The 20669-nt window shown below is 71.0% G+C and carries 16 protein-coding genes; 2 read left to right on the forward strand and 14 right to left on the reverse strand.

All coding sequences use genetic code 11. The features are described from left to right. Positions 1 to 15: 15 nt before the first annotated feature. From RFN52_RS13400 to RFN52_RS13415, 4 genes are all read right to left on the reverse strand, one after another. Positions 16 to 1737 carry a LytR C-terminal domain-containing protein gene (locus RFN52_RS13400; RefSeq protein ID WP_184846290.1) on the reverse strand — a complete coding sequence of 574 codons (1722 nt, stop codon included), beginning with the start codon at positions 1735 to 1737 and terminating at the stop codon, positions 16 to 18. Between the two features lie 16 nt (positions 1738 to 1753). Beyond that, positions 1754 to 2494, reverse strand: coding sequence for a nicotinate-nucleotide adenylyltransferase (nadD, locus tag RFN52_RS13405; RefSeq protein ID WP_184846292.1), 741 nt, complete (start codon positions 2492 to 2494; stop codon positions 1754 to 1756). Positions 2495 to 2579: 85 nt separating this feature from the next. Beyond that, positions 2580 to 2744: a hypothetical protein gene (locus tag RFN52_RS13410; RefSeq protein ID WP_003990192.1), complete on the reverse strand. Its 165-nt coding sequence runs from the start codon at positions 2742 to 2744 to the stop codon at positions 2580 to 2582. A gap of 163 nt (positions 2745 to 2907) precedes the next feature. After that, complete coding sequence (locus RFN52_RS13415) at positions 2908 to 3069, reverse strand: hypothetical protein (protein WP_184846294.1); 162 nt, start codon at positions 3067 to 3069, stop codon at positions 2908 to 2910. 124 nt (positions 3070 to 3193) lie between these two features. On the opposite strand from RFN52_RS13415, the gene RFN52_RS13420 reads away from it, so the two are divergent. Then, positions 3194 to 4315, forward strand: coding sequence for a M48 family metallopeptidase (locus RFN52_RS13420; RefSeq protein WP_184853879.1), 1122 nt, complete (start codon positions 3194 to 3196; stop codon positions 4313 to 4315). Between the two features lie 24 nt (positions 4316 to 4339). Here the strand turns inward: RFN52_RS13420 and RFN52_RS13425 are convergent, their stop codons facing one another. The 5 genes from RFN52_RS13425 to proB form a co-directional block, all read right to left on the reverse strand. Further along, entirely contained in the window at positions 4340 to 5410 is a 1071-nt protein-coding gene (locus RFN52_RS13425; RefSeq protein WP_184846296.1) for an SCO2583 family membrane protein, read from the reverse strand. Between the two features lie 89 nt (positions 5411 to 5499). Continuing rightward, complete coding sequence (locus RFN52_RS13430; RefSeq protein WP_445082011.1) at positions 5500 to 6075, reverse strand: SCO2584 family spore wall biosynthesis protein; 576 nt, start codon at positions 6073 to 6075, stop codon at positions 5500 to 5502. 193 nt (positions 6076 to 6268) lie between these two features. Next, positions 6269 to 7555 (reverse strand): glutamate-5-semialdehyde dehydrogenase, encoded by a 1287-nt coding sequence (locus RFN52_RS13435; RefSeq protein ID WP_184846300.1) that lies wholly within the window; start codon positions 7553 to 7555, stop codon positions 6269 to 6271. A gap of 72 nt (positions 7556 to 7627) precedes the next feature. Beyond that, entirely contained in the window at positions 7628 to 8086 is a 459-nt protein-coding gene (locus tag RFN52_RS13440) for a DUF8830 family protein (protein ID WP_229856343.1), read from the reverse strand. Positions 8087 to 8221: 135 nt separating this feature from the next. Then, complete coding sequence (proB, locus tag RFN52_RS13445; RefSeq protein WP_184853880.1) at positions 8222 to 9328, reverse strand: glutamate 5-kinase; 1107 nt, start codon at positions 9326 to 9328, stop codon at positions 8222 to 8224. A 353-nt stretch (positions 9329 to 9681) separates the two neighbouring features. On the opposite strand from proB, the gene RFN52_RS13450 reads away from it, so the two are divergent. Continuing rightward, on the forward strand, positions 9682 to 11715 hold the full coding sequence (locus RFN52_RS13450) for a CDP-glycerol glycerophosphotransferase family protein (protein ID WP_184853881.1): 2034 nt from the start codon (positions 9682 to 9684) through the stop codon (positions 11713 to 11715). Between the two features lie 16 nt (positions 11716 to 11731). Here the strand turns inward: RFN52_RS13450 and RFN52_RS13455 are convergent, their stop codons facing one another. The 5 genes from RFN52_RS13455 to RFN52_RS13475 form a co-directional block, all read right to left on the reverse strand. Then, complete coding sequence (locus RFN52_RS13455) at positions 11732 to 12940, reverse strand: glycosyltransferase family 2 protein (RefSeq protein ID WP_184846303.1); 1209 nt, start codon at positions 12938 to 12940, stop codon at positions 11732 to 11734. Positions 12941 to 13143: 203 nt separating this feature from the next. After that, positions 13144 to 15258, reverse strand: a complete 2115-nt coding sequence (locus tag RFN52_RS13460) for a CDP-glycerol glycerophosphotransferase family protein (protein WP_229856280.1) — start codon at positions 15256 to 15258, stop codon at positions 13144 to 13146. A 174-nt stretch (positions 15259 to 15432) separates the two neighbouring features. Beyond that, positions 15433 to 16929: a bifunctional cytidylyltransferase/SDR family oxidoreductase gene (locus RFN52_RS13465; RefSeq protein ID WP_184846305.1), complete on the reverse strand. Its 1497-nt coding sequence runs from the start codon at positions 16927 to 16929 to the stop codon at positions 15433 to 15435. Positions 16930 to 17351: 422 nt separating this feature from the next. Beyond that, positions 17352 to 18902 (reverse strand): alkaline phosphatase D family protein, encoded by a 1551-nt coding sequence (locus RFN52_RS13470; protein WP_184846307.1) that lies wholly within the window; start codon positions 18900 to 18902, stop codon positions 17352 to 17354. 179 nt (positions 18903 to 19081) lie between these two features. After that, positions 19082 to 20566, reverse strand: a complete 1485-nt coding sequence (locus RFN52_RS13475) for an FG-GAP-like repeat-containing protein (protein ID WP_184846309.1) — start codon at positions 20564 to 20566, stop codon at positions 19082 to 19084. Positions 20567 to 20669 lie beyond the last annotated feature (103 nt).

Below are 20669 nucleotides of genomic sequence, written 5' to 3' on the forward strand. Positions count from 1 at the left end.
GCGCCCTCCCGTCGTCTAGTCGGACGACGGCTTGTAGTCCTGGCCGAGGACGACGGAGACGTCGGCGCTCCCGGAGACCTTCCCCTTGGTCACGGAGCCCGCGGGAAGGCCCAGGGTCTTCGCGACCTCGGCGGCGTTCGCCTTGCCGGCGGCGTCGGCGTAGACGACCTGCGAGGTGGCCCGGGCGGTGCCCGTGCCGCCCTCCAGGAAGGTGAAGCCGCCGTTGAGGAGCACGACGCGGGCCTTTTCGGTGTTGTCCTCGACGCCGGTGGCGTTCTGGACGGAGACGCTGACGGCGGCGTCCTTGTCCGGGCTCTTGGCGGTGCCGCCGAGGACGTTCCTGACGATCCCCGCGCCGGTCTGGGCGCTGAGCGTGCCGTCGCTCCGGACGGGCAGCAGGTCCGTCTTGTAGTCGCCGCCCTTGGCGAGGTCGGAGAGCCCGGCGAGGAAGGTTCCGAGGTCCTTGTCGGTGAGGGACGGGTCGAGGATCTGCTGGAGTGTCTGGATCGTGGTCGTCGCGGCCTGCGGGTCGGAGGACAGCTTGCGCAGGACGCTCTGCAGGACCTGCCCGAAGCGCTTCAGCTGGGCGTCCTGGGCCTCGCCGGGGGCGCGGTAGGTGGCGTAGGCGACGGCCATCTTGCCGCTGAGGGTCTGGTCCCGGCCCTTGTTGACCAGGGGGGCAGTGCCCTTCTTCTTGGCGGTGGGGTCGGGGACGTCGGTGTCGGTGTCGACGTCGATGTTGCCGACGAGGTCGACGAGGTTCTGCAGGTAGGGGGTGTCCAGGCGCCAGGTGCCCTCGATGTCGGTGCCGAGGACCGTGTCGAGCGCGTCGCGGGTGCCGTCGGAGCCGTCGTCCTCGACCGACTTGGCCAGGGTCGTCGTGGTGCCGTCGTCGCTGGTCAGGGCGAGCGAGTTGGGCAGCAGGACGGTGGTGCCCCGCTGGGTGGTGGTGTTGTCGACCAGGAGGGCCGTGGCGGTGCCGTCGCCCTTGATGTCGTGCAGGTGGACGACGATCACGTCGCGCTTCTGGGCGCCCGCGGCCGTCGCTGTGCCGGTCGCGGAGCCGTCGGAGGAGAGGCCGGGCAGCTTCCCCGCGTACCAGAGGTAGCCGACGCCGCCGGCCGCGACGAGCGCGAACACGACCGCCAGGGCGACGATCCGGCTGCGGGACCGGCGCCGGGCCTCCTCGCGGCGCTCGGTGCGGTTCTCGGTGAACTTCAGCCAGTCGATGACGTCTTCGGAGTTGGCGTCCGGTTCCTCGACGAAGGCGAACTGCTCGGTGTGGTACTCCCGTTGCGGTTCGGCGGGGGCTTCCTGGTCGTGCGCCGGGCCGGCCTGCTGCGGGATGTGGGCGGTCTGCTGCGGGATGTGCGCGGTCTGCTGCGCGGCCTGTTCGGCGTGGGGCTGCCGGCCGGGTGCTTCCGCTGCGGTGGTCCGGCCGTAGGGGTCGTGCGCGGTGCCCGGCGCGGGGCCGCCGCCCTGGTGCGAGCCGGTGGCGTACGGGTCGTAGGCACCGTAGTCGTAGGCGGGCGGTTGCGTGCCCTGCTGCGCGTACGGGTCGTAGCCGTAGCCCTGGTCGTACTGCTGGGTCTGCTGGGCGTACGGGTCGTACGTCTGCTGCTGGGACTGCTGGGGCCGGACCTGCCGGTAGACAGGCTGGCCGTACTCGTCGTAGCCGACGAGTTCGTACTGGTCGGCGCCGTGGTTCGCGGCCCCCGCGTCGTATCGGTCGTTCACCGGTGCCCCTCTCGGCTCACTCGCCGCGGTACAGCTCGCGCTTGTCGATATAGCGCACGACTCCGTCCGGCACCAGGTACCAGATGGGATCGCCCTTGGCGACTCTCGCACGGCAGTCGGTGGAGGAGATGGCCAGAGCGGGAACCTCCACCAGTGAGACACCGCCCTCGGGAAGCCCGGAGTCGTCCAGGTGGTGGCCCGGCCGGGTGGCTCCGATGAAGTGCGCCAGGGAGAACAGTTCCTCGCTGTCCCGCCAGGTGAGGATCTGGGCGAGCGCGTCGGCGCCGGTGATGAAGAACAGGTCCGTGTCCGGGTTGAGCGCGCGCAGGTCGCGCAGGGTGTCCACGGTGTAGGTGGGGCCGCCGCGGTCGATGTCGATGCGGCTCACGGAGAACTGCGGGTTCTCGGCGGTCGCGATGACCGTCATCAGGTAGCGGTCCTCGGCCGGCGAGACGCTGCGGTGGCTCTTCTGCCAGGGCTGGCCGGTCGGGACGAAGACCACCTCGTCGAGGTGGAACGCCGCGGCGACCTCGCTGGCCGCCACCAGGTGCCCGTGGTGGATCGGGTCGAAGGTGCCGCCCATGACGCCGAGGCGGCGCTTGCCCGGCCGCGACGGGCTCGTGCGGGGACCGTCGGTCCCGGCCGCCGCGGAGGCACGGCGGGGCTCCGGGTGTCGCCCGGTACCGCTCGCCGTGTCCTGTGCCGGGTCGTGCGGCGTCTCGTGCGCCGGACCGGTAGGCATGTCCTGCTCTCCCATGCGTGCAGACCCTACCGGCCCTGCCTGAGGGCTCCGGCCGCCCCCGTGGTCCCCTGGGCCTCCTCGGCGGGATGCCCCGCCGGTCTCAGCGGTCGCGGTTGAAGCGGGTGGTGATCCACAGCAGAAGCAGAAGGATGAAGAGCGCGCCGCCGCCGGTGAGGTAGGGGCTGAGGCTCTCGTGGTTTCCGCCGTGCTCCTCGCCCTCGGCGGCGAGGGTGACCAACTGGGCAGCGGTGCTGTGGAAGCTCATCTTCGGCAGGACCTATCGCGTGTGGGCGGGTTAAAGACGTCGGCTCATCGTAAGCGGGCGCCCGCCGCGCGATCACCACGACTCCGCCTGTTCGTGCCGCGGGCGGCCACCCGTGCCGCCACCGGACCGGTCCCGGGACCCGGCGGGGAACCTTCGTGTGGCCTCAGTCGTCCTTCCGTCTGTAGCCACGCAGCAGGAACCATGCGGTCAGCACACAGCCCACGATCATCACGAGCAGTACGTACCGCAGCATCCCCGGTCCCCCTTGCCGTTCGGCGGTGCTCGCGGCCTCGGCGAGCCAGGCGGATGCGGGGTGCTGCTCCATGGCGGTGGTCTCCTTCGCTGTACTGCCCGACCACCGTAACTCCGCCTAGGCTGGGCTCTGCCTCGGGGAAGCAAAAGGCCGCACAAGGGGCCGCAAAGGTCACAACAGACGCATGGGGGAAGACATGTCCGACGGCCACGAGCACAACGGGCACGAGCACGTGCCGAGCAGGCAGCGCAGGCGCTTCCCCGGGATCTCCTCGCGTACGTACGAACACCCGGCCGACCGCTCCGCGCTGGTGGCGCTGCGCAAGCTGAGCGGGTTCGACACGGTGTTCAAGGCGCTCAGCGGTCTGCTGCCCGAGCGCAGTCTGCGGCTGCTGTTCCTGTCCGACTCCGTACGGGTCTCGGACCAGCAGTTCGCCCATCTGAACGTGATGCTGCGGGACGCCTGCTACATCCTGGACCTGGAGAAGGTCCCGCCGATGTACGTGAACCAGGACCCGCAGCCCAACGCGATGTGCATCGGCCTGGACGAGCCGATCATCGTCGTCACGACCGGCCTCGTCGAACTGCTCGACGAGGAGGAGATGCGGGCGGTCGTCGGGCACGAGGTGGGGCACGCGCTGTCCGGGCACTCCGTCTACCGGACGATCCTGCTGTTCCTGACCAGCCTCGCCGTCCGGGTCGCCTGGATCCCCCTGGGCAACCTCGCGATCATGGCGATCGTGACCGGGCTGCGGGAGTGGTTCCGCAAGTCGGAGCTGAGCGCGGACCGCGCGGGGCTGCTGGTCGGGCAGGATCTGCAGGCCTCCATGCGGGGCCTGATGAAGATCGCGGGCGGCAACCACCTGCACGAGATGAACGTGGACGCGTTCCTCGCCCAGGCCGAGGAGTACGAGGCCGGGGGCGACCTGCGCGACTCCGTGCTGAAGATCCTGAACGTGCTGCCCCGCTCCCACCCCTTCACCACCGTGCGGGCGGCCGAGCTGAAGAAGTGGGCCGAGTCGCGGGACTACCAGCGGATCATGGACGGCCATTACCCGCGGCGCGACGAGGACAAGGACACCTCGGTCCGGGACTCCTGGCGGGAGTCGGCGAACCACTACGGCACCCATGTGAAGAGCTCGAAGGACCCGCTGATGAAGCTGGTCACGGACCTCGCGGGCGGCGCCGGTGACCTGGGCGACCGGGTCCGCCGCGGCTTCGGCGGCTTCACCGGCCCTTCCGCCAAGCCGTCCCAGGGCCCGGAGTCGGGCCCGTCGGACCCCTCGGGGGACGACCGGCCGCCGTCGGACGGGAGCTAGCCCCTCCCCCCTCTCCGAGCCTCCTCAGACCTTCGGCTGCGCGCTCGTCGCCAGGGTGCCGCACAGGGCCGTCGCGCTGCCCGTGGCGTAGGGATCGGTGCCCGCGGGGCCGCCCTCCTTGGCGGTCTGGCCGGCGAGGAGGGGCCGGAGGTGGTTCGTGGAGTCCTCCGCGCAGGAGAGCGGGCCGGCCTGGACGTAGGAGACGACGAGCTGGGCCTGGTGCAGGCGCAGGTCATCCCGGTCGAAGCGGAAGTGCAGCTCGCGCCGGAGGGTGAACAGGGACACCTCGTCCTTGCCTCCTGCCCCGGCCGGCCGCAGCGCGTACACGAACGTGTGATCGGCGGTGACCTCAAGCGTGGACGAGTCGGCCTCGGCGGCCTGCAGCGTGCCCTGGACCCGGACCTTGCGGTCGGCGAGCTCGGCGCGCGAGGGGTCGAAGCGCACGAGCCAGCCGGTGGGCGCGTGGCGTCCGTCGGCGGTGGGGCGGGCGAAGCTCTGGTCGAACTGTCCCAGCTGGTCGGGGTCGAGCAGCACGCGGACGGCACGGACCTCACCGCCCGTGAGCACCTCCGGGTCGAGGGCCGACCGGACGATGTAGTCCTTGGCGGTGGTCAGGGCGCTCACGACCTGACTGTCCGAGAAGTGCGCGGTACGCCGCGAGGCGGGCAGCGGCACGCCCTCCGCGCCGGCCTTGAACTGTGCCGCGGGGCTGTGCTCGTACAGGTACTCCAGGTCGGCCCTGCCGGGCACCTTGCCCTCGGGGGCGAGCGGGATGACGGTCATCCGCAGGGGCTCGATGGGCTCCCGGGCGGCAGGGGTCTGATAGGGGTGCCGTACACCCATGTAGATCGCGGTACCGAAGGCGACGGCGATCAGCAGGACCAGGACGAGGGCCTGCCGTGACAGACCCCGGCGCAGGGGCGGGCGGCGCCGCACGGCGGGCGCGTGGTCGGCGATGCGCTCCTGCGCGGAGAACTCCTGGAGGCGGGCAGCACGGACGAACGACTCGTCGAAGACGACGGATCGGTACTCGTCCTCGCCACCTCCGGGGGCGCCCTCGGGACGCCCCTCAGGTGGGTCTCCAGGCCCGCCCATATCTTCAGGGTAGGTCGCCGGAAGCTCGGGTAAACGCCCCGCTGCACCACAAGTTCTGACAGGTTCTCACCAGGATGGGCGGGTTCCGGTCAGGGGTTGCGGGGGATCACCGAGACGGCCGGCTGGGAGTAGTCGGCGGAGGCCGAGGGGGAGGCTCCGCCGCCCTGTTCCAGCCCGGTCGAGGCGGGTGGCGGCGCGGGCTCGTCGCGGTTGGAGGACGCTCCCCGGTAGACCGCCGTGAAGGCCAGCGCGACCATGCCGATGCCCATCACGAGGGCGAGCATCCAGGCGACGGGGCGGTGCCAGCGGACCTGTTTGGAGTACGGTCCCGTCCCGCCGTAGGGGTCCTCGATGATGTCGGAATCGTCGAGGTCGTCGAGGTCGGGATCACGGCCGAAATCGCGACGGCCGTCCGCGCCGTATCCGTCGTCGAACCGGTCGCCTCTGGTGTGGGCGCGGCGCGCCTCCGCCTCGGAGGCCTCGGCTCTCGCCTGGGCCGCGGCCAGGAGGCGCTCCACTGCGGTCGGCTCGTGCACCACGGCCGCGCGTACGAAGGCCTCGTCGAAGACCACGGAGGCGAACTCTTCGTCCGACACCCCGCGGTCGTGGTCGTCGTCGGGCTCCCGGCCGTCCGGAAACGGCGTGCCCCCCACGTCCTCCGGCACGCATCCAGAGTAGACCTGGGGGGTCAATTTGGGCAGACGGTATGGAAATTCATCCACCGGTCGAGACGGCTCCCACGGGGTCCGGGAGAGCGCACACCGGCCCCGTTCACCCCCGCCGCACACCGACGCGCCCGCGTCGCCCGGGCCGGCACATCCATGCACCGGCCCGCATACCGCCCTACGCCGAACGTGGTCAGCGCCGGATGTGCCCGTCCCCGGTGACGATGTACTTCGTGCTGGTCAGCTCCGGCAGGCCCATGGGGCCGCGGGCGTGGAGTTTCTGGGTGGAGATGCCGATCTCGGCGCCGAAGCCGAACTGGCCGCCGTCGGTGAAGCGGGTGGAGGCGTTCACGGCGACGGTGGTGGAGTCGACCAGCTGGGTGAAGCGGCGGGCGGCCTGCTGGGAGGTCGTGACGATGGCCTCGGTGTGGCCGGAGGTCCACAGCCGGATGTGCTCGACGGCCTTGTCCAGCGAGTCCACGACCGCGGCGGCGATGTCGTACGACAGGTACTCGGTCTCCCAGTCCTCGGCCGTCGCCTCGACCACGGTGGCCTTGGAGTCCTTGGCGTGGGCCTGCACGCGCTCGTCGGCGTGCACGGTGACCCCGGCCTCCGCGAGGGCGTCCAGGGCGCGGGGCAGGAACTCGGCGGCGATGTCCTGGTGGACCAGGAGGGTCTCGGCGGCGTTGCAGACGCCGACCCGGTGGGCCTTGGAGTTGATCAGGATCTCGACGGCCATGTCGAGGTCGGCCTGGGCGTCGACGTAGACGTGGCAATTGCCGGTGCCGGTCTCGATGACCGGGACGACGGACTCCTGGACGACCGTGTTGATCAGGGAGGCGCCGCCGCGCGGGATGAGCACGTCGACCAGGCCGCGGGCGCGCATCAGCTCGCGCACGCTGTCGCGGCTCTCGCCGGGGACGAGCTGGACGGCGTCGGCGGGCAGCCCGGCCCCGCCGACGGCGTCGCGCAGGACGCGCACGAGGGCGGTGTTCGACTGGTACGCCGAGGAGGAGCCGCGCAGCAGGACCGCGTTGCCGGACTTCAGGCACAGGGCGGCGGCGTCGACGGTGACGTTCGGGCGGCCCTCGTAGATGATGCCGACGACGCCGAGCGGCACGCGGACCTGGCGCAGGTCGATGCCGTTGGGCAGCGTGGAGCCGCGGACGACCTCGCCGACCGGGTCGGGCAGGGCGGCGACGTCGCGCACGTCGGAGGCGATGGCGCGGATCCGCTCGGGGGTGAGCGTGAGCCGGTCGATCATGCCCTCGCTGATGCCGGCCTCGCGGGCCTTGGCGACGTCCTTGGCGTTGGCCTCGACGACCTCGCTCGCACGGACCTCCAGTGCGTCCGCGATGGCGAGCAGCGCGTCGTCCTTCTCGGCCCGGGGCAGCGGCGCGAGGGTCGCTGCGGCGGCCTTGGCGCGGTAGGCGGCCTCGGTGACCGGGGACATGGAGTCGTACGGAGAGAGCGTGGTCATGAGGGAAGGGTAGTGCGCCGGGCGGTTCGGTTCATCGTTCGTTCCACAGCGCGAGACACTTCGTGGAACGGGTCAAAACGGGTGAACGCCGACCGGCGACGCCGGCGGCGGTCCGTACCCCTCGGCGATGCGCTGGTGGTACGTCACGCGGTCGATGACCTCCAGGCCGACGATCTCCCAGGGCGGCAGCCCGGCGCTCTGCCGGTGCTCGCCCCACAGGCGCAGGGCGACGGCGGCCGCGTCGTGCAGGTCGCGGGCCTCCTCCCAGTAGCGGATCTCCGCGTGGTCGACCGCGTACCGGCTGGTCAGGAAGAAGGGATGGTCGTGGGCGAGCTGCTCCAGGGCGCGGCGGACCTCCGGGAGCGGGGCCTCCTTGCCGGAGACGCTGAGGGTGACGTGCCACAGACGCGGGGTGTCGCCGGGCTCCTCGCCCTGGAACCGGTCCCCGGCCGCCACGCTCGTCAGGGCGCGCTCCTCACCGGCCGCGCGGGAGCCGGCACCACCGCGGGACGCCTGAGTCCCAGGGCGCACTCGTCGCACGACGGCCTCCTTTTGCACAGTGGCGCTGCTGCGGAATAGGTCCCCGAGACAAAGTTGAGCAGGCCGCAAGGGATCGCGTGGCGGTTTTGCGGAACGTCCACCACCGGGGGCGGACGTTTCGACGCATTACGGGTGCAGAACCACCAGGTCGTCCCTGTGTACGACCTCGCGTTCGTACGCGGGTCCGAGTTCGCGGGCCAGTTCCCGGGTCGAGCGGCCGATGAGCCGGGGGATCTCCTTGGCGTCGAAGTTGACGAGCCCGCGGGCCACCGCCTGCCCCGTGCCGTCCCGCAGCTCGACCGGGTCGCCTGCGCTGAACTCGCCCTCGACGGCGGCGATCCCGGCCGGCAGCAGCGACTTGCGGCGGTCCACGACGGCCTGCACGGCGCCGTCGTCCAGGGTCAGTGCGCCCTGCGGGGTGGAGGCGTGCTGGAGCCACAGCAGCCGGTCGGCGGAGCGCTTGCCGGTGGGGTGGAAGAAGGTGCCGGTGTCCTGGCCGGTCAGGGCGTCGGCCGCGTGGACGGTGCTGGTGAGGACGACGGGAACGCCGGCGGCGGCCGCGATCCGGGCGGCCTCGACCTTGGTGACCATGCCGCCGGTGCCGACGCCGGCCTTGCCGGTGCTGCCGATCTCGACGTGTGCGAGGTCGGCGGGGTCGCGCACCTCGCCGATGCGGGAGGTGCCGGGCTTCGCGGGATCCCCGTCGTAGACGCCGTCCACGTCGGACAGCAGGACCAGCAGGTCGGCGTGGACGAGGTGGGCGACGAGGGCGGCGAGGCGGTCGTTGTCGCCGAAGCGGATCTCGTCCGTGGCGACGGTGTCGTTCTCGTTGACGACCGGGAGGGCGCCCATCGCGAGGAGCTTGTCGAGGGTGCGCGAGGCATTGCGGTGGTGCGAGCGGCGGCTCATGTCGTCGGACGTCAGCAGGACCTGCCCGACGCGGACGCCGTAGCGGGCGAAGGAGGCGGTGTAGCGGGCGACCAGCAGGCCCTGGCCGACGCTCGCGGCGGCCTGCTGCCGGGCGAGGTCCTTGGGGCGGCGGCGCAGGCCCAGCGGGGCGAGGCCGGCGGCGATGGCGCCCGAGGAGACCAGGACGATCTCGCGTTCCCCGCCGCTGCGGACCTTGGCGAGGACGTCGACCAGCGCGTCCACGCGGTCCGCGTCCAGGCCGCCCGAGGCGGTGGTCAGCGAGGAGGACCCGACCTTGACGACGATCCTGCGGGCCTCGCCCACGGCCTGTCTTGCCCCTGCCACGTCGCCGTCCGTCCCCTCGCGTCGATTCGCTCCCTCACCAGGAAATCTACGGGACTGCCGGGCGGGGCGTGGCGCCGGTCCACGTTACGGACGGTGCCGCCCGTGTCACGGGACGGCGGCCGTCCTCGTCCGGTCCCGCCGCGCGCCGGGAATCCGATCTTCTTTTTCCCGGCCCCACCGACGACAGGAACGCTGCCTTCCGCTACGGTCCGACGACACGCGTCGACGACCGCTCCCCACACCCTGACGACACGCGCGTGTCGTCAGGAGGCCGCCGCGCGTTAACCCGGACGGCCGACCTGCGCCGACCCGACGCTCCTGGAGTGACCGCAGTGCCCGTACCTCTCCCCCGCCCGCAGGCCCTCCTCAAGGGGCTGGTCACCGTCGTCCTGGCCGCCGCGTTCGCCGCACAGGCGGTCGCGGCGCTGCTGCCCGACGTTCCGCTGCTGATCGCCGCGACGGTGGTCTCCCTGGCCACCGAGGGCGTCCTGTACCGCTGGCAGCGCGGGGTGCTGTCGCTGTTCGCCAAGTCACACGCGGACATCACCGTGCGGCACGTCGTGCGTGACCTGCTCCTGGTCGTGGCCCTGCTGCGGCTGGGCGAGCAGGACCGGGAGACGGTCTACGTCCCGCTGGTGGCCGGGCTGCTCGTCTTCTACGTGCTGCACTGCGCGATCCAGGCGGTCTCCGTGCTGGTACGCCGCACCCGCACCCTGCCGGTGGTCACCCGGAACATCGACGCCTCGGCGCTGCGCCTGTCCCCGGCCCCGGCCGTGCTGCTGCGGCGTCCCGGACACCGGCTGCTGGTGTTCGGCCTGCCGGCCACGGCCGGGCTCCTGGCCAGCGCGCCGGGCGACCGGCCGGTGTACGCGGCCGCGGGCATCGCCCTGTCCCTGGCCCTCGGGCTGACGGGCCTCGGCATGCTGCTCCTGCGGCTGCTGCCGGGCCGTCGTCCGGCCGGCGAGCAGGAGGTGCTCGACTGGTTCGACGCGTGGCTGGCCGACTACCGGCCGACCGTGGGCCTGTACTTCTCCGGCGGTGCCGCCTCGGCCTACCAGGCGAACATGTGGCTGGAGCCGCTCGCCGGGCTGGAGGGCCGGCCGGTCATCGTGCTGCGCGAGCGGTTCATGGTGCAGAAGATCGCCGCGACGGACATCCCGATCGTGTGCCTGCCGAAGGTGTCGACGCTGATGCACCTGGAGCACTCCACGCTCCAGGTCCTCATCCACCCGTCGAACTCCGGCAAGACCTCCCAGGTGCTGCGGATCCCCACGATCAAGCACACCTTCGTCAACCACGGCGAGAGCGACAAGCTCTCCTCCTGCAACCCCTACGCGAAGGCGTACGACGAGGTGTGGGTGGCCGGGCCCGCCGCGCGCGAGCGGTACGCGCTGGCCGAGGTCGGGGTCGAGGACAAGGACGTGGTGGAGACCGGCCGCCCGCAGCTGGACGGCGTGCTGCCGTACGCGGGTCCGCCGGCCGGGGCGCGCACGACCGTGCTGTACGCGCCGACCTGGGAGGGCTGGGACGGCAACCCCGGCAACACGTCGGTGGTCGCGGCCGGCGAGAACCTGGTGCGGGCGCTGCTCTCCGACCCGGGCGTGCGGCTGCTGTACAAGCCGCATCCGCTGACGGGCTCGGTGGACCCGCGTGCGGGCGCGGCCGATCTGCGGATCCGGGAGCTGATCCGGGCGGCCAACCGGGAGCGGGCGGCGACGGGCCCCTCGGACAGCGCGGAACTCGCCCGCTGCACCGCCGAGCTGGACCGGCTCACGAGGTCGGCCTTCCGGGCCGGGGCCGACACCGTGGAGCTGATGCTGGTGCAGTCGGCGCCGGAGCCGGGCCGGGCGGCGGCGGTGGCGCGCGCGACGGCCGCGTGGGAGGAGGCGTACTGGGCCTCGCTGCCGGAGGGCGAGCACCAGATCATCACGGACGCCCGGCCGACGCTGTACTCCTGCTTCAACGTGGCCGACCTGCTGATCAGTGATGTGTCGAGCGTGATCAGCGACTTCCTGGCGAGCGAGAAGCCGTACGCGGTGGCCAACACCAGCGGGCTGCCCGAGGACGCCTTCCGTACGGCGTTCCCGACGGTGGTGGCCGCGACGGTGCTGACCCCCGACGCCGCCGGGGTGCCGGGCCTGCTGGAGACGGTCCGGCACCCGGAGAACGACGAGCTGGCCGAGGCGCGGGCGGAGTTGAAGCTGCGCCTGCTGGGCCCGGCGGAGCCGTCGTCACAGGAGCGCTTCAACGACGCCGTCCGGGCGCTGTGCGGGGAGGCCCGGGACCACCGGGCACGGGTGGCGGACCGGCTGGCCGCGGTGCCCGGCCAGCGCACCGGGACCGCGCTCCCGACCGCACCGCGCTGAGCGGCGGCGGACGCGGTCAGGCCGCGTGCCGCACCTCCCGCGAGGTGATGACCCGCCGCGCCTTGCGCACCGCCCGGCGTACGAACGTGTCGACGCCGCCCTCGCGGTAGCCGGGGAAGGCGCGGGCCTCCCGGGGCTCGGCGAGGTAGACGGAGTCGGGGACGCCCGCGGCGCGGTCCCGGAAGTGCGGGTAGGCCAGGTACACCCGGCGGCCCTTCCTCTCCAGGAGGGCCGCCGCCTGCTTCTTGGCCTTGACGAACTTCACCACGTCCAGGAGCAGTTCCGGACGCTGCTCGGCGACCAGGTGCAGCCGCAGCCGCTCGTGGACCTTGAGGCGGTGGGCGACGCCCTCGGTCCAGTGGGCGTCCATCAGCGGCTTGGCCAGCTCGAACTTGTGCCGGCGTATCTCCTCGCTGTCCGTCAGGTACTTGGGCCCGAACTGCGGCAGCAGCGTGACGAGGAAGGGCCGGAGCATCAGCTGGTCGCGCCGGCCGCCCGCGGGGACGAGCTCGGCGATGAGCTCCATCAGGGCCCGCGCGGAGTCGAAGCGCAGCGTGTAACTGCCGCTCTTCGTCACGTGCTTACCGTCGTCGCGGCCGACCAGGTAGTAGCAGGTGTGGTCGGCGACCACGGAGACGCCGTCCGCCCGCAGATACGCCTCCATGGTGAACAGGGCGTCCTCGCCGGTGAACAGCGACTCGTCGAAGCGCATGCCGTGCCGGTCCAGCAGGTCGCGGCGGAACAGCTTCTGCGCGCTGAGCGTGAACTTGATGTTGGAGGAGAAGACGTCCGTCCGCTCCACGGTCTTGCCCCACATGGACTTCGGTGCCGAGCGGTTGACGCCCTCGACCTTGCCGAGCACGACGTCCGTGCCCGCCCGGTCGGCCATGCCGACCATGCGCTCCAGGGCCTCGGGGCCCAGCCGGTCGTCGGCGTCGAGGAAGAAGACGTAGCGCCCGGTGGCCTTGCCCAGGCCGACGTTGCGCGGGCCGCTGGGCCCGCCGGAGTTCTCCTGCCGGATCACCAGCACGTGCATGGGAGCCCGCTCGGCGAACTCCTCCAGGTACTCCCCCGTCCCGTCCGTCGAACCGTCGTCCACCGCGATGACCTCGACGCGTGTCGGATCGATGGTCTGTGCCTCGACGGACGAGAGGCACTCGATCAGATACGGCATCGCTTCGTACGCCCCGATGATCACACTCACATCAGGCTGCGTCACGGTCACGTTTCCCCCTAGTCAATGGGATATTCCCCCCGTATCGCCTCATTCGCTACTTGGTAGACGGGTGATCGAGGCAAGCGGTTGCCTCGCACACGGGTGTTAGTGGGACAGGTCACACATTGAGCGGACAGGGTCCGGGAAACGACAAGAGTTCGGCCCCGAGGAGAAGCTCCTCGGGGCCGAACTCTTCAGTCAGCGGCGGAAGTTCAGGCCGTGCCGACCCCGTCCGTGTCACCGGCCGTGGGCACCCGCTGCCCGGGCACGGCGTTCGCCAGCTCGGCCTCGCTCTCCGCGAGGGCGGCCGCGTCGCGTGACTGCTGGCCGACGTTGCGCGTCTCGGCCTTGAGGGCGAGGTTCGCGACGGCGGTGTTGAACTGCTCCAGCGAGGTCGGCTCGTCCGGGCCCAGCAGGTACCGCTTGAGCTCCTTGCGGTCCTCGGCCAGCGGGTCGGCGTCCGGTGCGCGGACCGCGCCGAGCAGCTCGCCCAGCTCGGACGCGCTGTTGGACAGGATCACCGCGGCCCGCACCGCCGTGTTGTTCCGCTTGAACTCCTCCACGCCCACCGCGGCGGAGTCCGTGACCGCGTACGGCTTGCCGCTCGCGATGAAGTCGGAGACCACGCTGGAGATGTCGGAGACCATCGCGTCGGAGACGTTGAAGCAGTCGTACAGCCGGGGCTCGGCGCCGGTGATGACGCGGTGCTCCCAGGACGGGAAGGAACGCCAGTAGGCGTCGTTCCACTCGGCGCGCAGCCGGGCGGCCTCCTCGTGCCGGGCGACGTCGATCAGCCCGTCACGGGTGGCCACGGCCTCGTCGCCGCGGTCACCGCCGGAGCCGGACAGCTGGGCGAGCCGGGCCTGGATGCGGTCCAGCTCGGCCTTGGCCTGCGCCTGGGCGGCGGTGTCGGCGACGAACCGCGTGTTGATGGCGCGCTCGGCCGCGGCCTTCTGCACCAGGGCGGTGATCCGCCGGTGCGCGGCGCCCGCTTCCTTGCTGACGTTGCCGGTGAACGGGTGCGGCTTGTACAGGACACGGACCGGCGGGTCGGCCTGCACGAGCTGCTTCACGATGTTCTCGCCGGCCAGCACGACCGAGGTGTTGCCCGGGTTGCCGTCCCAGCCCTCCCAGGTGGGGGCGTACAGCACGGTCGGGATGCGGCCCTCGGGGACGCCCTGCCAGGTCCGGATCGGGGCGAGCTGGGGGCGCCCGACCTCGACGATGTCGTCGTCGCGGACACCGACGTCGGCGATGGCGTAGCGATCGCGGCCCGCGCGGCCGGCCGTCCACACCTCGTCGTAGACCTTGCTGTACGGGTTGACGCTGGCGAGCTTGTCGCTGTCGCCGTGGCCGATGAAGACGTGCTTGATGGTGGGCACGCGCAGCATGTGGATGTTCTTGCCGACGTTGGCCGCGTAGAGCGCGACGCGCACCGTGGACAGGTCCATGTTCATCAGGTGCACCCCTCCGGGCACGCAGATGACGGGGACCGTGGTGGGCGCCAGATTGTTCAGGATGGCCCGCTCACGCAGGATGATCAGCGGCTTGGACTCCAGCTTCTCCATGGTGTCGAGCCACATGTTGACCTGGTAGGCGGAGTCCTTCGAACCGGAGAAGTACAGGACCGTCTCCGGCTTGTACTCGGCCAGCCAGTCGTCGACGGCGGCCAGGACCTTCTCGGCGTTCGGCGGGATCTTCCGGCCGCGCACGAAGGGCACGAGCGCCAGGACGTACAGGGTGGCCACGGCCACCGTGACGCCGATGCCGATGAAGCCGATCAGGGCCGACTTGACCTGCGCGGCGACCAGGATGCCGACGACCGCCGCGAGGTCGAGGTGGAGCATCTTCTCGGCGGAGCGGTGCAGCAGCCTGCGGGGCGGAGCGTCCGGGATGCGGATGCGGGAGGCCAGGTCGACGTTGCGGGTGGCGACCGGCATGCGGCGGCGGTTGCGGATCAGCTGGACCAGCGCGCCGTGCGGGGCCTGGAGGCCGTAGAAGGCGATGAAGCAGGCGATCGCCCCGTAGTAGATCAGGTTGTCCGCGAGGGACAGCCGGGCCAGCAGCAGGACGAGCAGCAGCTGCCTTATCAGGAAGCGGATCGACAGGCCGGCCCGCACCTTGCCGAGGCGGTTGATCAGGTAGCTGCCCTTGCGGTGCAGATAGTGGTCCGCCAGGTACGTCACGGCGGCCGCTGCCGCGAAGGCTGGAACGCTCGGGACGAGCGCGGCCAGCATGAGGGCGGGGAAGCCCGCCACCATGAGGACCGCCGCGGCCAGCTCGGCCGCGCTGCCCACCCGGGCGACGCGAATAGCGGTGGATATCACGGAGAAACCTGCTCTTGGGAGGGGTGTGCCGGTCTTGGTTCGAGAATGCGGCTGGTCTGTGAATATTCGCGAGACTGTATGGATTCAGGCCCCTGCGAACACTCCTGTCGACGAAAACCCGTTAACAGGAGGGCGCAGAGGCCTGAATTACTGAAGTCTATTTGGCGCCAATTATTACACGCCGTCCTGCCGGTCCAGCACCGTGGCCAGTGCCTGCTCGAAGCCGGAGGCCCGGGCCGCGCCGGCCGTCGGGTCCTGCTGGCGGACGTCGATGACGTGGCCGGTGAGCTCGGAGAGCAGCACGTCGAGCGAGGTGCGGGCCACGGCCTCGGAGGACAGCAGGGAGCCCGAGGGCTCCTGGCCGAAGGCCTTGGTGCGCATGGGCGTGGCGGTGCGCTCGGGGTTGATGCAGTTGACGCGGACGCCGTCGCCGGCCCACTCGTCGGACAGCGCCTGGGTGAGGTTCACCATGGCGGCCTTGGTGGAGGAGTACAGGCTGTACTCGGCCCGGCCCCGGGTGTAGCTGCTGGAGGTGTAGAGCAGCAACTGGCCCTTGGTCTCGGACAGGTACTTGTACGACGACCGGGCGATCTGCACCGGGGCCAGGTAGTTGACCTTCAGCGCCTCCTCGATGGTGGCGTTGTCGGTCTCGGCGAGCTTGCCTATGCGCAGCACGCCGGCGGTGTTGACCACGTAGTCGATGCGGCCCGTCTCGGCGTAGGCCTTGGACAGGGCGTCGTCGACCTCCTCCGGGTTCTCCACGTGGGTGCCGGTGGTGGAGCGGCCGAGCGCGTAGACCTTGGCGCCGTAGGACTCGGCGAGCTCGGCGATGTCCTTGCCGATGCCGTAGCTGCCGCCGAAGACGACCATGGTCTTGCCGGTCAGCAGCTCGCGGTAGGCCTCCTCGGAGACCTGCTCGGGCGCGGCCGTGGAGGCCAGCTGGAAGAGCTTGTCGGCGATGAAGACGTCGACGGGCTGGGTGACCTTCATGTTGTACTCGTCACCCGCGACGACGTGGATCGGCACGTCCGGCAGGTACTTGAGCACGACGGAGCAGTCGTCGGTCGCCTGGAAGTTGGGGTCGCCGGCGGCGACCTCGTAGGCCCGCTTGATCGTGGACAGCTTGAAGGCCTGCGGCGTCTGGCCGCGGCGCAGCCGGGAGCGGTCCGGGATCTCGGTGATGAACTCGCCGTCCTCGCCGTGCGTGCGCGTGACGATGATGGTGTCCGCGGACGGGATGGCCACGTCGACGGCCTGGAAGCGCTCCAGGGCGACGACACAGTCGTCGATGACGCGCTGCGAGAGCAGGGGGCGCACGGCGTCGTGGAAGAGGACGTTGGCGTCCTCGCCCTCGGCCAGGCCCTCGCCCAGCGCGGCGATGGCGCGCTCGGTGGTCTCGTTCCGTGTGGAGCCGCCCTCGATGACCTTCGAGACCTTCTTGAATCCGGCCTTCGCGACAATCTTCTCGATGTCGGGCACATAACCCGGAGCCATCAGCACGATGATGTCGTCGATCGAGTCGGCGTTCTCGAAGGTGGTCAGCGTGTGCTCGATGACTGCCTTGCCGGCGATCTTCAGCAGCTGCTTGGGGATCGACAGACCCACGCGCTGGCCGGTGCCACCGGCCAGGATCACTGCGGTGGTACGGGGCTTGGCTATGTGCTGGGACACAGGTGACCTACCTTGGGGCGACAGGGAACTTGGAAATGGTCCCACTTGTGGTTACCGCAATGCAAGGTGAGCGACCTCCACCGCATATGTGCGCGCAACCCCTCATTCACCTGGTGACGCCGGTGATTGGCGAGACGGTTCCGCCGGCGATGCGGGCGCCCCGGGAATTGCTGTGAGTAACTCCACAGAAGCGCAGCGGCGCCGAAGCCGCTCGCGTCGGCGGCGACCGGGGACCTGTCCGAGTTCCTTGGACGATGTCCGGTGCACGGTACGCGCTTTGCGAGTGTGCCCGGCGCCACGGCGACGGCGGCGCCCGTGGAATTCCTGGTCAAGATCCCGCAGCATTTCGGTCTCGGCCGGAGCAATACGCCGTGAGCCCGGGACTCCGAGGAGTCCCGGGCTCACGCGCCACGCGGGCCGGGTCAGACGACCTCGACGCCCGGGCGGCCCGCCCGGACCCTCAGCCGGGCCAGCGTGCTAGGGGTCGCCGTGGTCTGCCGGACCGTGTCGACCACCCGGACCTGGGCGTCGATGCGGTCGCGGTGGACGTCGAAGAGGTGGTAGCCGCGGTGCGCGTCGAGCAGCTTCCAGTGCGGGTTGTCCGGGCGCCGCGGGTCCCACTCCCTGCGGAAGGCCTCCTGGTCCTGGTCGCCGTTGCTGGAGATGGAGGTGCCGACGAACTCGGCTCCGACGACGTCCGAGTCCGGGTCGGCGAAGTCCGCCTTGAGGTCGCTGATCATCGTCAGGTGCCGGTCACCGGAGAGCACGACCGGGTTGCGGACCTGCCGGAACTCCTGGAGGAAACGGTTGCGTTCTGCCTGATAGCCGTCCCAGGCGTCGTAGAACCAGAGTTTGCCCTCGCCGACCTTGAGGTCCGTCTCGGCCATCATGATCTGGGAGGCGACGAGGTTCCAGCGGGCGGGCGAGTTCTTGAGCCCGTTCAGCAGCCACTCCTTCTGCTGCGCGCCCAGCATGGTCAGCGACGGATCCTGGGCGCCTTCCTGGCTGGTGGCCTGGTCGCTGCGGTACTGACGGGTGTCCAGGACGTTGAGCCGGGCCAGGCGGCCGAACTCCAGGCGGCGGTGCATCCGGATGTGCGGGCCGTCCGGGACGGCGGTGGCGCGGACCGGCATGTGTTCGTAGAACGCCTGGTAGGCGGCGGTGAGCCGGGCCACGAACGCGTCGTGCGGCTGCTTGTCGGGGTCCTGCGGGATCTCGCCGGCGAAGTCGTTGTCCACCTCGTGGTCGTCGAAGGTCACCACGAAGGGCGCGTTCGCGTGCATCGCCGCGAGGTCGGGGTCCGTCCGGTACTGGGCGTACCGGTTGCGGTACTGGACGAGGCTGAACGGCTCGCCGGTGCCCTCGTGCCGCCGCAGGGCCGTCGCCGAGGGCGTGGACTCGTAGATGTAGTCGCCGACGAACACCACCACGTCCGGGTCCTGGTCGAGCATGTCCGCGTATGGCGTGAAGTAGCCGTGCTGCCAGTTCTGGCAGGAGGCGAGGGCCATGCGCAGGGAGCCACCGGAGCTATAGGGGTGGGGCGCGGTGCGGGTGCGGCCCACGGGTGAGAGCTGCCCTTCGGTGCGGAAGCGGTACCAGTACGTACGGCCCGCGCGCAGTCCGCGTACGTCCACGTGAACGCTGTGCCCGTACTCGGGCCGGGCCTGGGCGGTGCCCCGCCGGACGAGCTTTCTGAACCGGTGGTCCTCCGCGATCTGCCACTCGACCGGCACGACCCGGTCGGGCATGCCGCCGCCGTTCAGCGGGTCCGGGGCGAGCCTGGTCCACAGCACGATGCCGTCCGGGAGCGGGTCGCCCGAGGAGACGCCGAGGCTGAACACGCCGTCCGGCAGAGGGGTCTCGGCCGCGCGGGCGGCGGCCGGAAGCCACAGCTGGGCGGAGGCGGCGGCGCCGAGGACCGCGGCACCCGCGGTCAGAAAGCGGCGTCGGTCGGGGGATACTGCTCCGGTCATCGGCTGACTCCCTTACCTCGCTGGCCACTTGGACACGGGGAAGCTTCACGCTCGCGGGCGGTCCGCCCGCTGAACGCCGGGGTTCACGTACATGACAACTAAGCAGACAAAGAGAGACTCGCCGCCAGCATCGGAACAAGCCGTTGCCGGGGCGAGTCTGACAGGTGATCAGTACCGGGTCAGCGAGCGAAACCCGCGCCGAGTCCGGAGCCGCTCCTGACCGTGCCGAGGGTGCCCGCGCCGAAGCCGACCGAGCCGGTCGCGGTGGGGGTGTTGACCGGGTTGGGGAACGCCCAGACTCCGCCGTCCCGGTTCTCGCCGGTGGCGCCGGTGAACAGCTCCGCCCGGCCGTCGCCGTTGACGTCGAGCAGCTGGGTGTCGGAACCGAAGAAGTCGTTCTGCTCCGCCGTGCCCGGGACGTTCTTGGTGTTCTGGTTCATGCTGTAGGCGCCGTTGCCGGTCAGCCCCTGCCTGCCGCCGCGCAGGACCGTGACCTGGCCGGCCGCGTACACATCCCCGAGGTCCTCGCTCGAACTTCCGGTGGCGACGTCCGCGTAGCCGTCGGCGTTGACGTCACCGACGGAGATGCTCCCGCCGAAACCGTCGGCCCACTCCGAACTGCCGGGCACATAGGGGGTTTCCTGCGTGATAATCGTCGTCCGGGACGCGTCGGGGCCCTCGGCCGAGCCGTGCACCACGCCGATCTGGCCGCCCTTCAGCAGCGGGTCGTCGAGATCGACCTCGCCGAAGCCGTCGTTCGGGCGGCCGATGACGAGGTCGGCGTACCCGTCCTTGTCCACGTCGCCGACGCCGAGGCTCTCGCCGCCGCGCATGCGCGTGCCGTCCGGGTTGTTCACGGGGGCGGGGGCGCTCAGGCCGTCACGGGTGCCCTTCAGGAAGACCGCGCGACGGTGCCTGTAGTCGGGGTCGTGCATGTCGTCCTCGTTGCGGTCGTGGATGAGCGCGACGAGGTCCGTGATGCCGTCGTGGTCGATGTCCCCGGCGGCCACGTCGTCCGTGAAGTACGCGGGCTCGATGGCCAGGGTCCGGCTCCTCGCGGCACCCGTGGTGCGGTCGAACGGCCCGTACAGCAGGCGGTTGCCGGTGGCGAGATCCAGATGGCCGTCGCCGTTGAAGTCACCGAGCGACGGGGTCTCGGCGTCGACCCGGTCCTCCTCGGTGCCGGTGGCCACGGCCGTACCGCCCGACAGGCCCTGCTTCCCGCCCCACAGCACGGCGAGCGTACCGGCGTAGGTGACCTCCCCGACGCCCTCACCCGGGGCGCCCACGACCAGGTCGGCGTAGCCGTCGCCGTCGAGGTCGCCGGCGGCGAGACCGTCGCCGTAGTCGTCGTTGGTCTCCGCGGCACCGGGTATGCCCGGGGTGTTCTGGCTGATGACCTGCTTGTGCGTCAGGTCGATGCCCTTGGCCGAGCCGTACACGACGGCCACGTACCCGGCCTGGGGCTGCCCGTCGACCTTGCCGTGCGGGGCGGCGACGGCAAGGTCCTGGTAGCCGTCGCCGTTGAAGTCGTCCCTGAGCTTCTTCGCGACGGACGGGGCGGCTGGGGCGGCGTGCGCGGCGTGCGCGGCCACCAGGGTGGTCACGGCCGCGACGACGGCGATGGCCGCCGCTACCGCCCGGCCGACCCTGCGCTTGCTCATGGACTGTGGCACGTCAACTCCGTCGATCCGCTGGGCAGTTACGTGCCGGCGAGGAACAAGATCCTCACCGGCACCGCCCTGTACGACTCACCGGAGAACGGCT

The organism is Streptomyces collinus (assembly GCF_031348265.1).
Taxonomy (GTDB): Bacteria; Actinomycetota; Actinomycetes; order Streptomycetales; family Streptomycetaceae; genus Streptomyces; species Streptomyces collinus.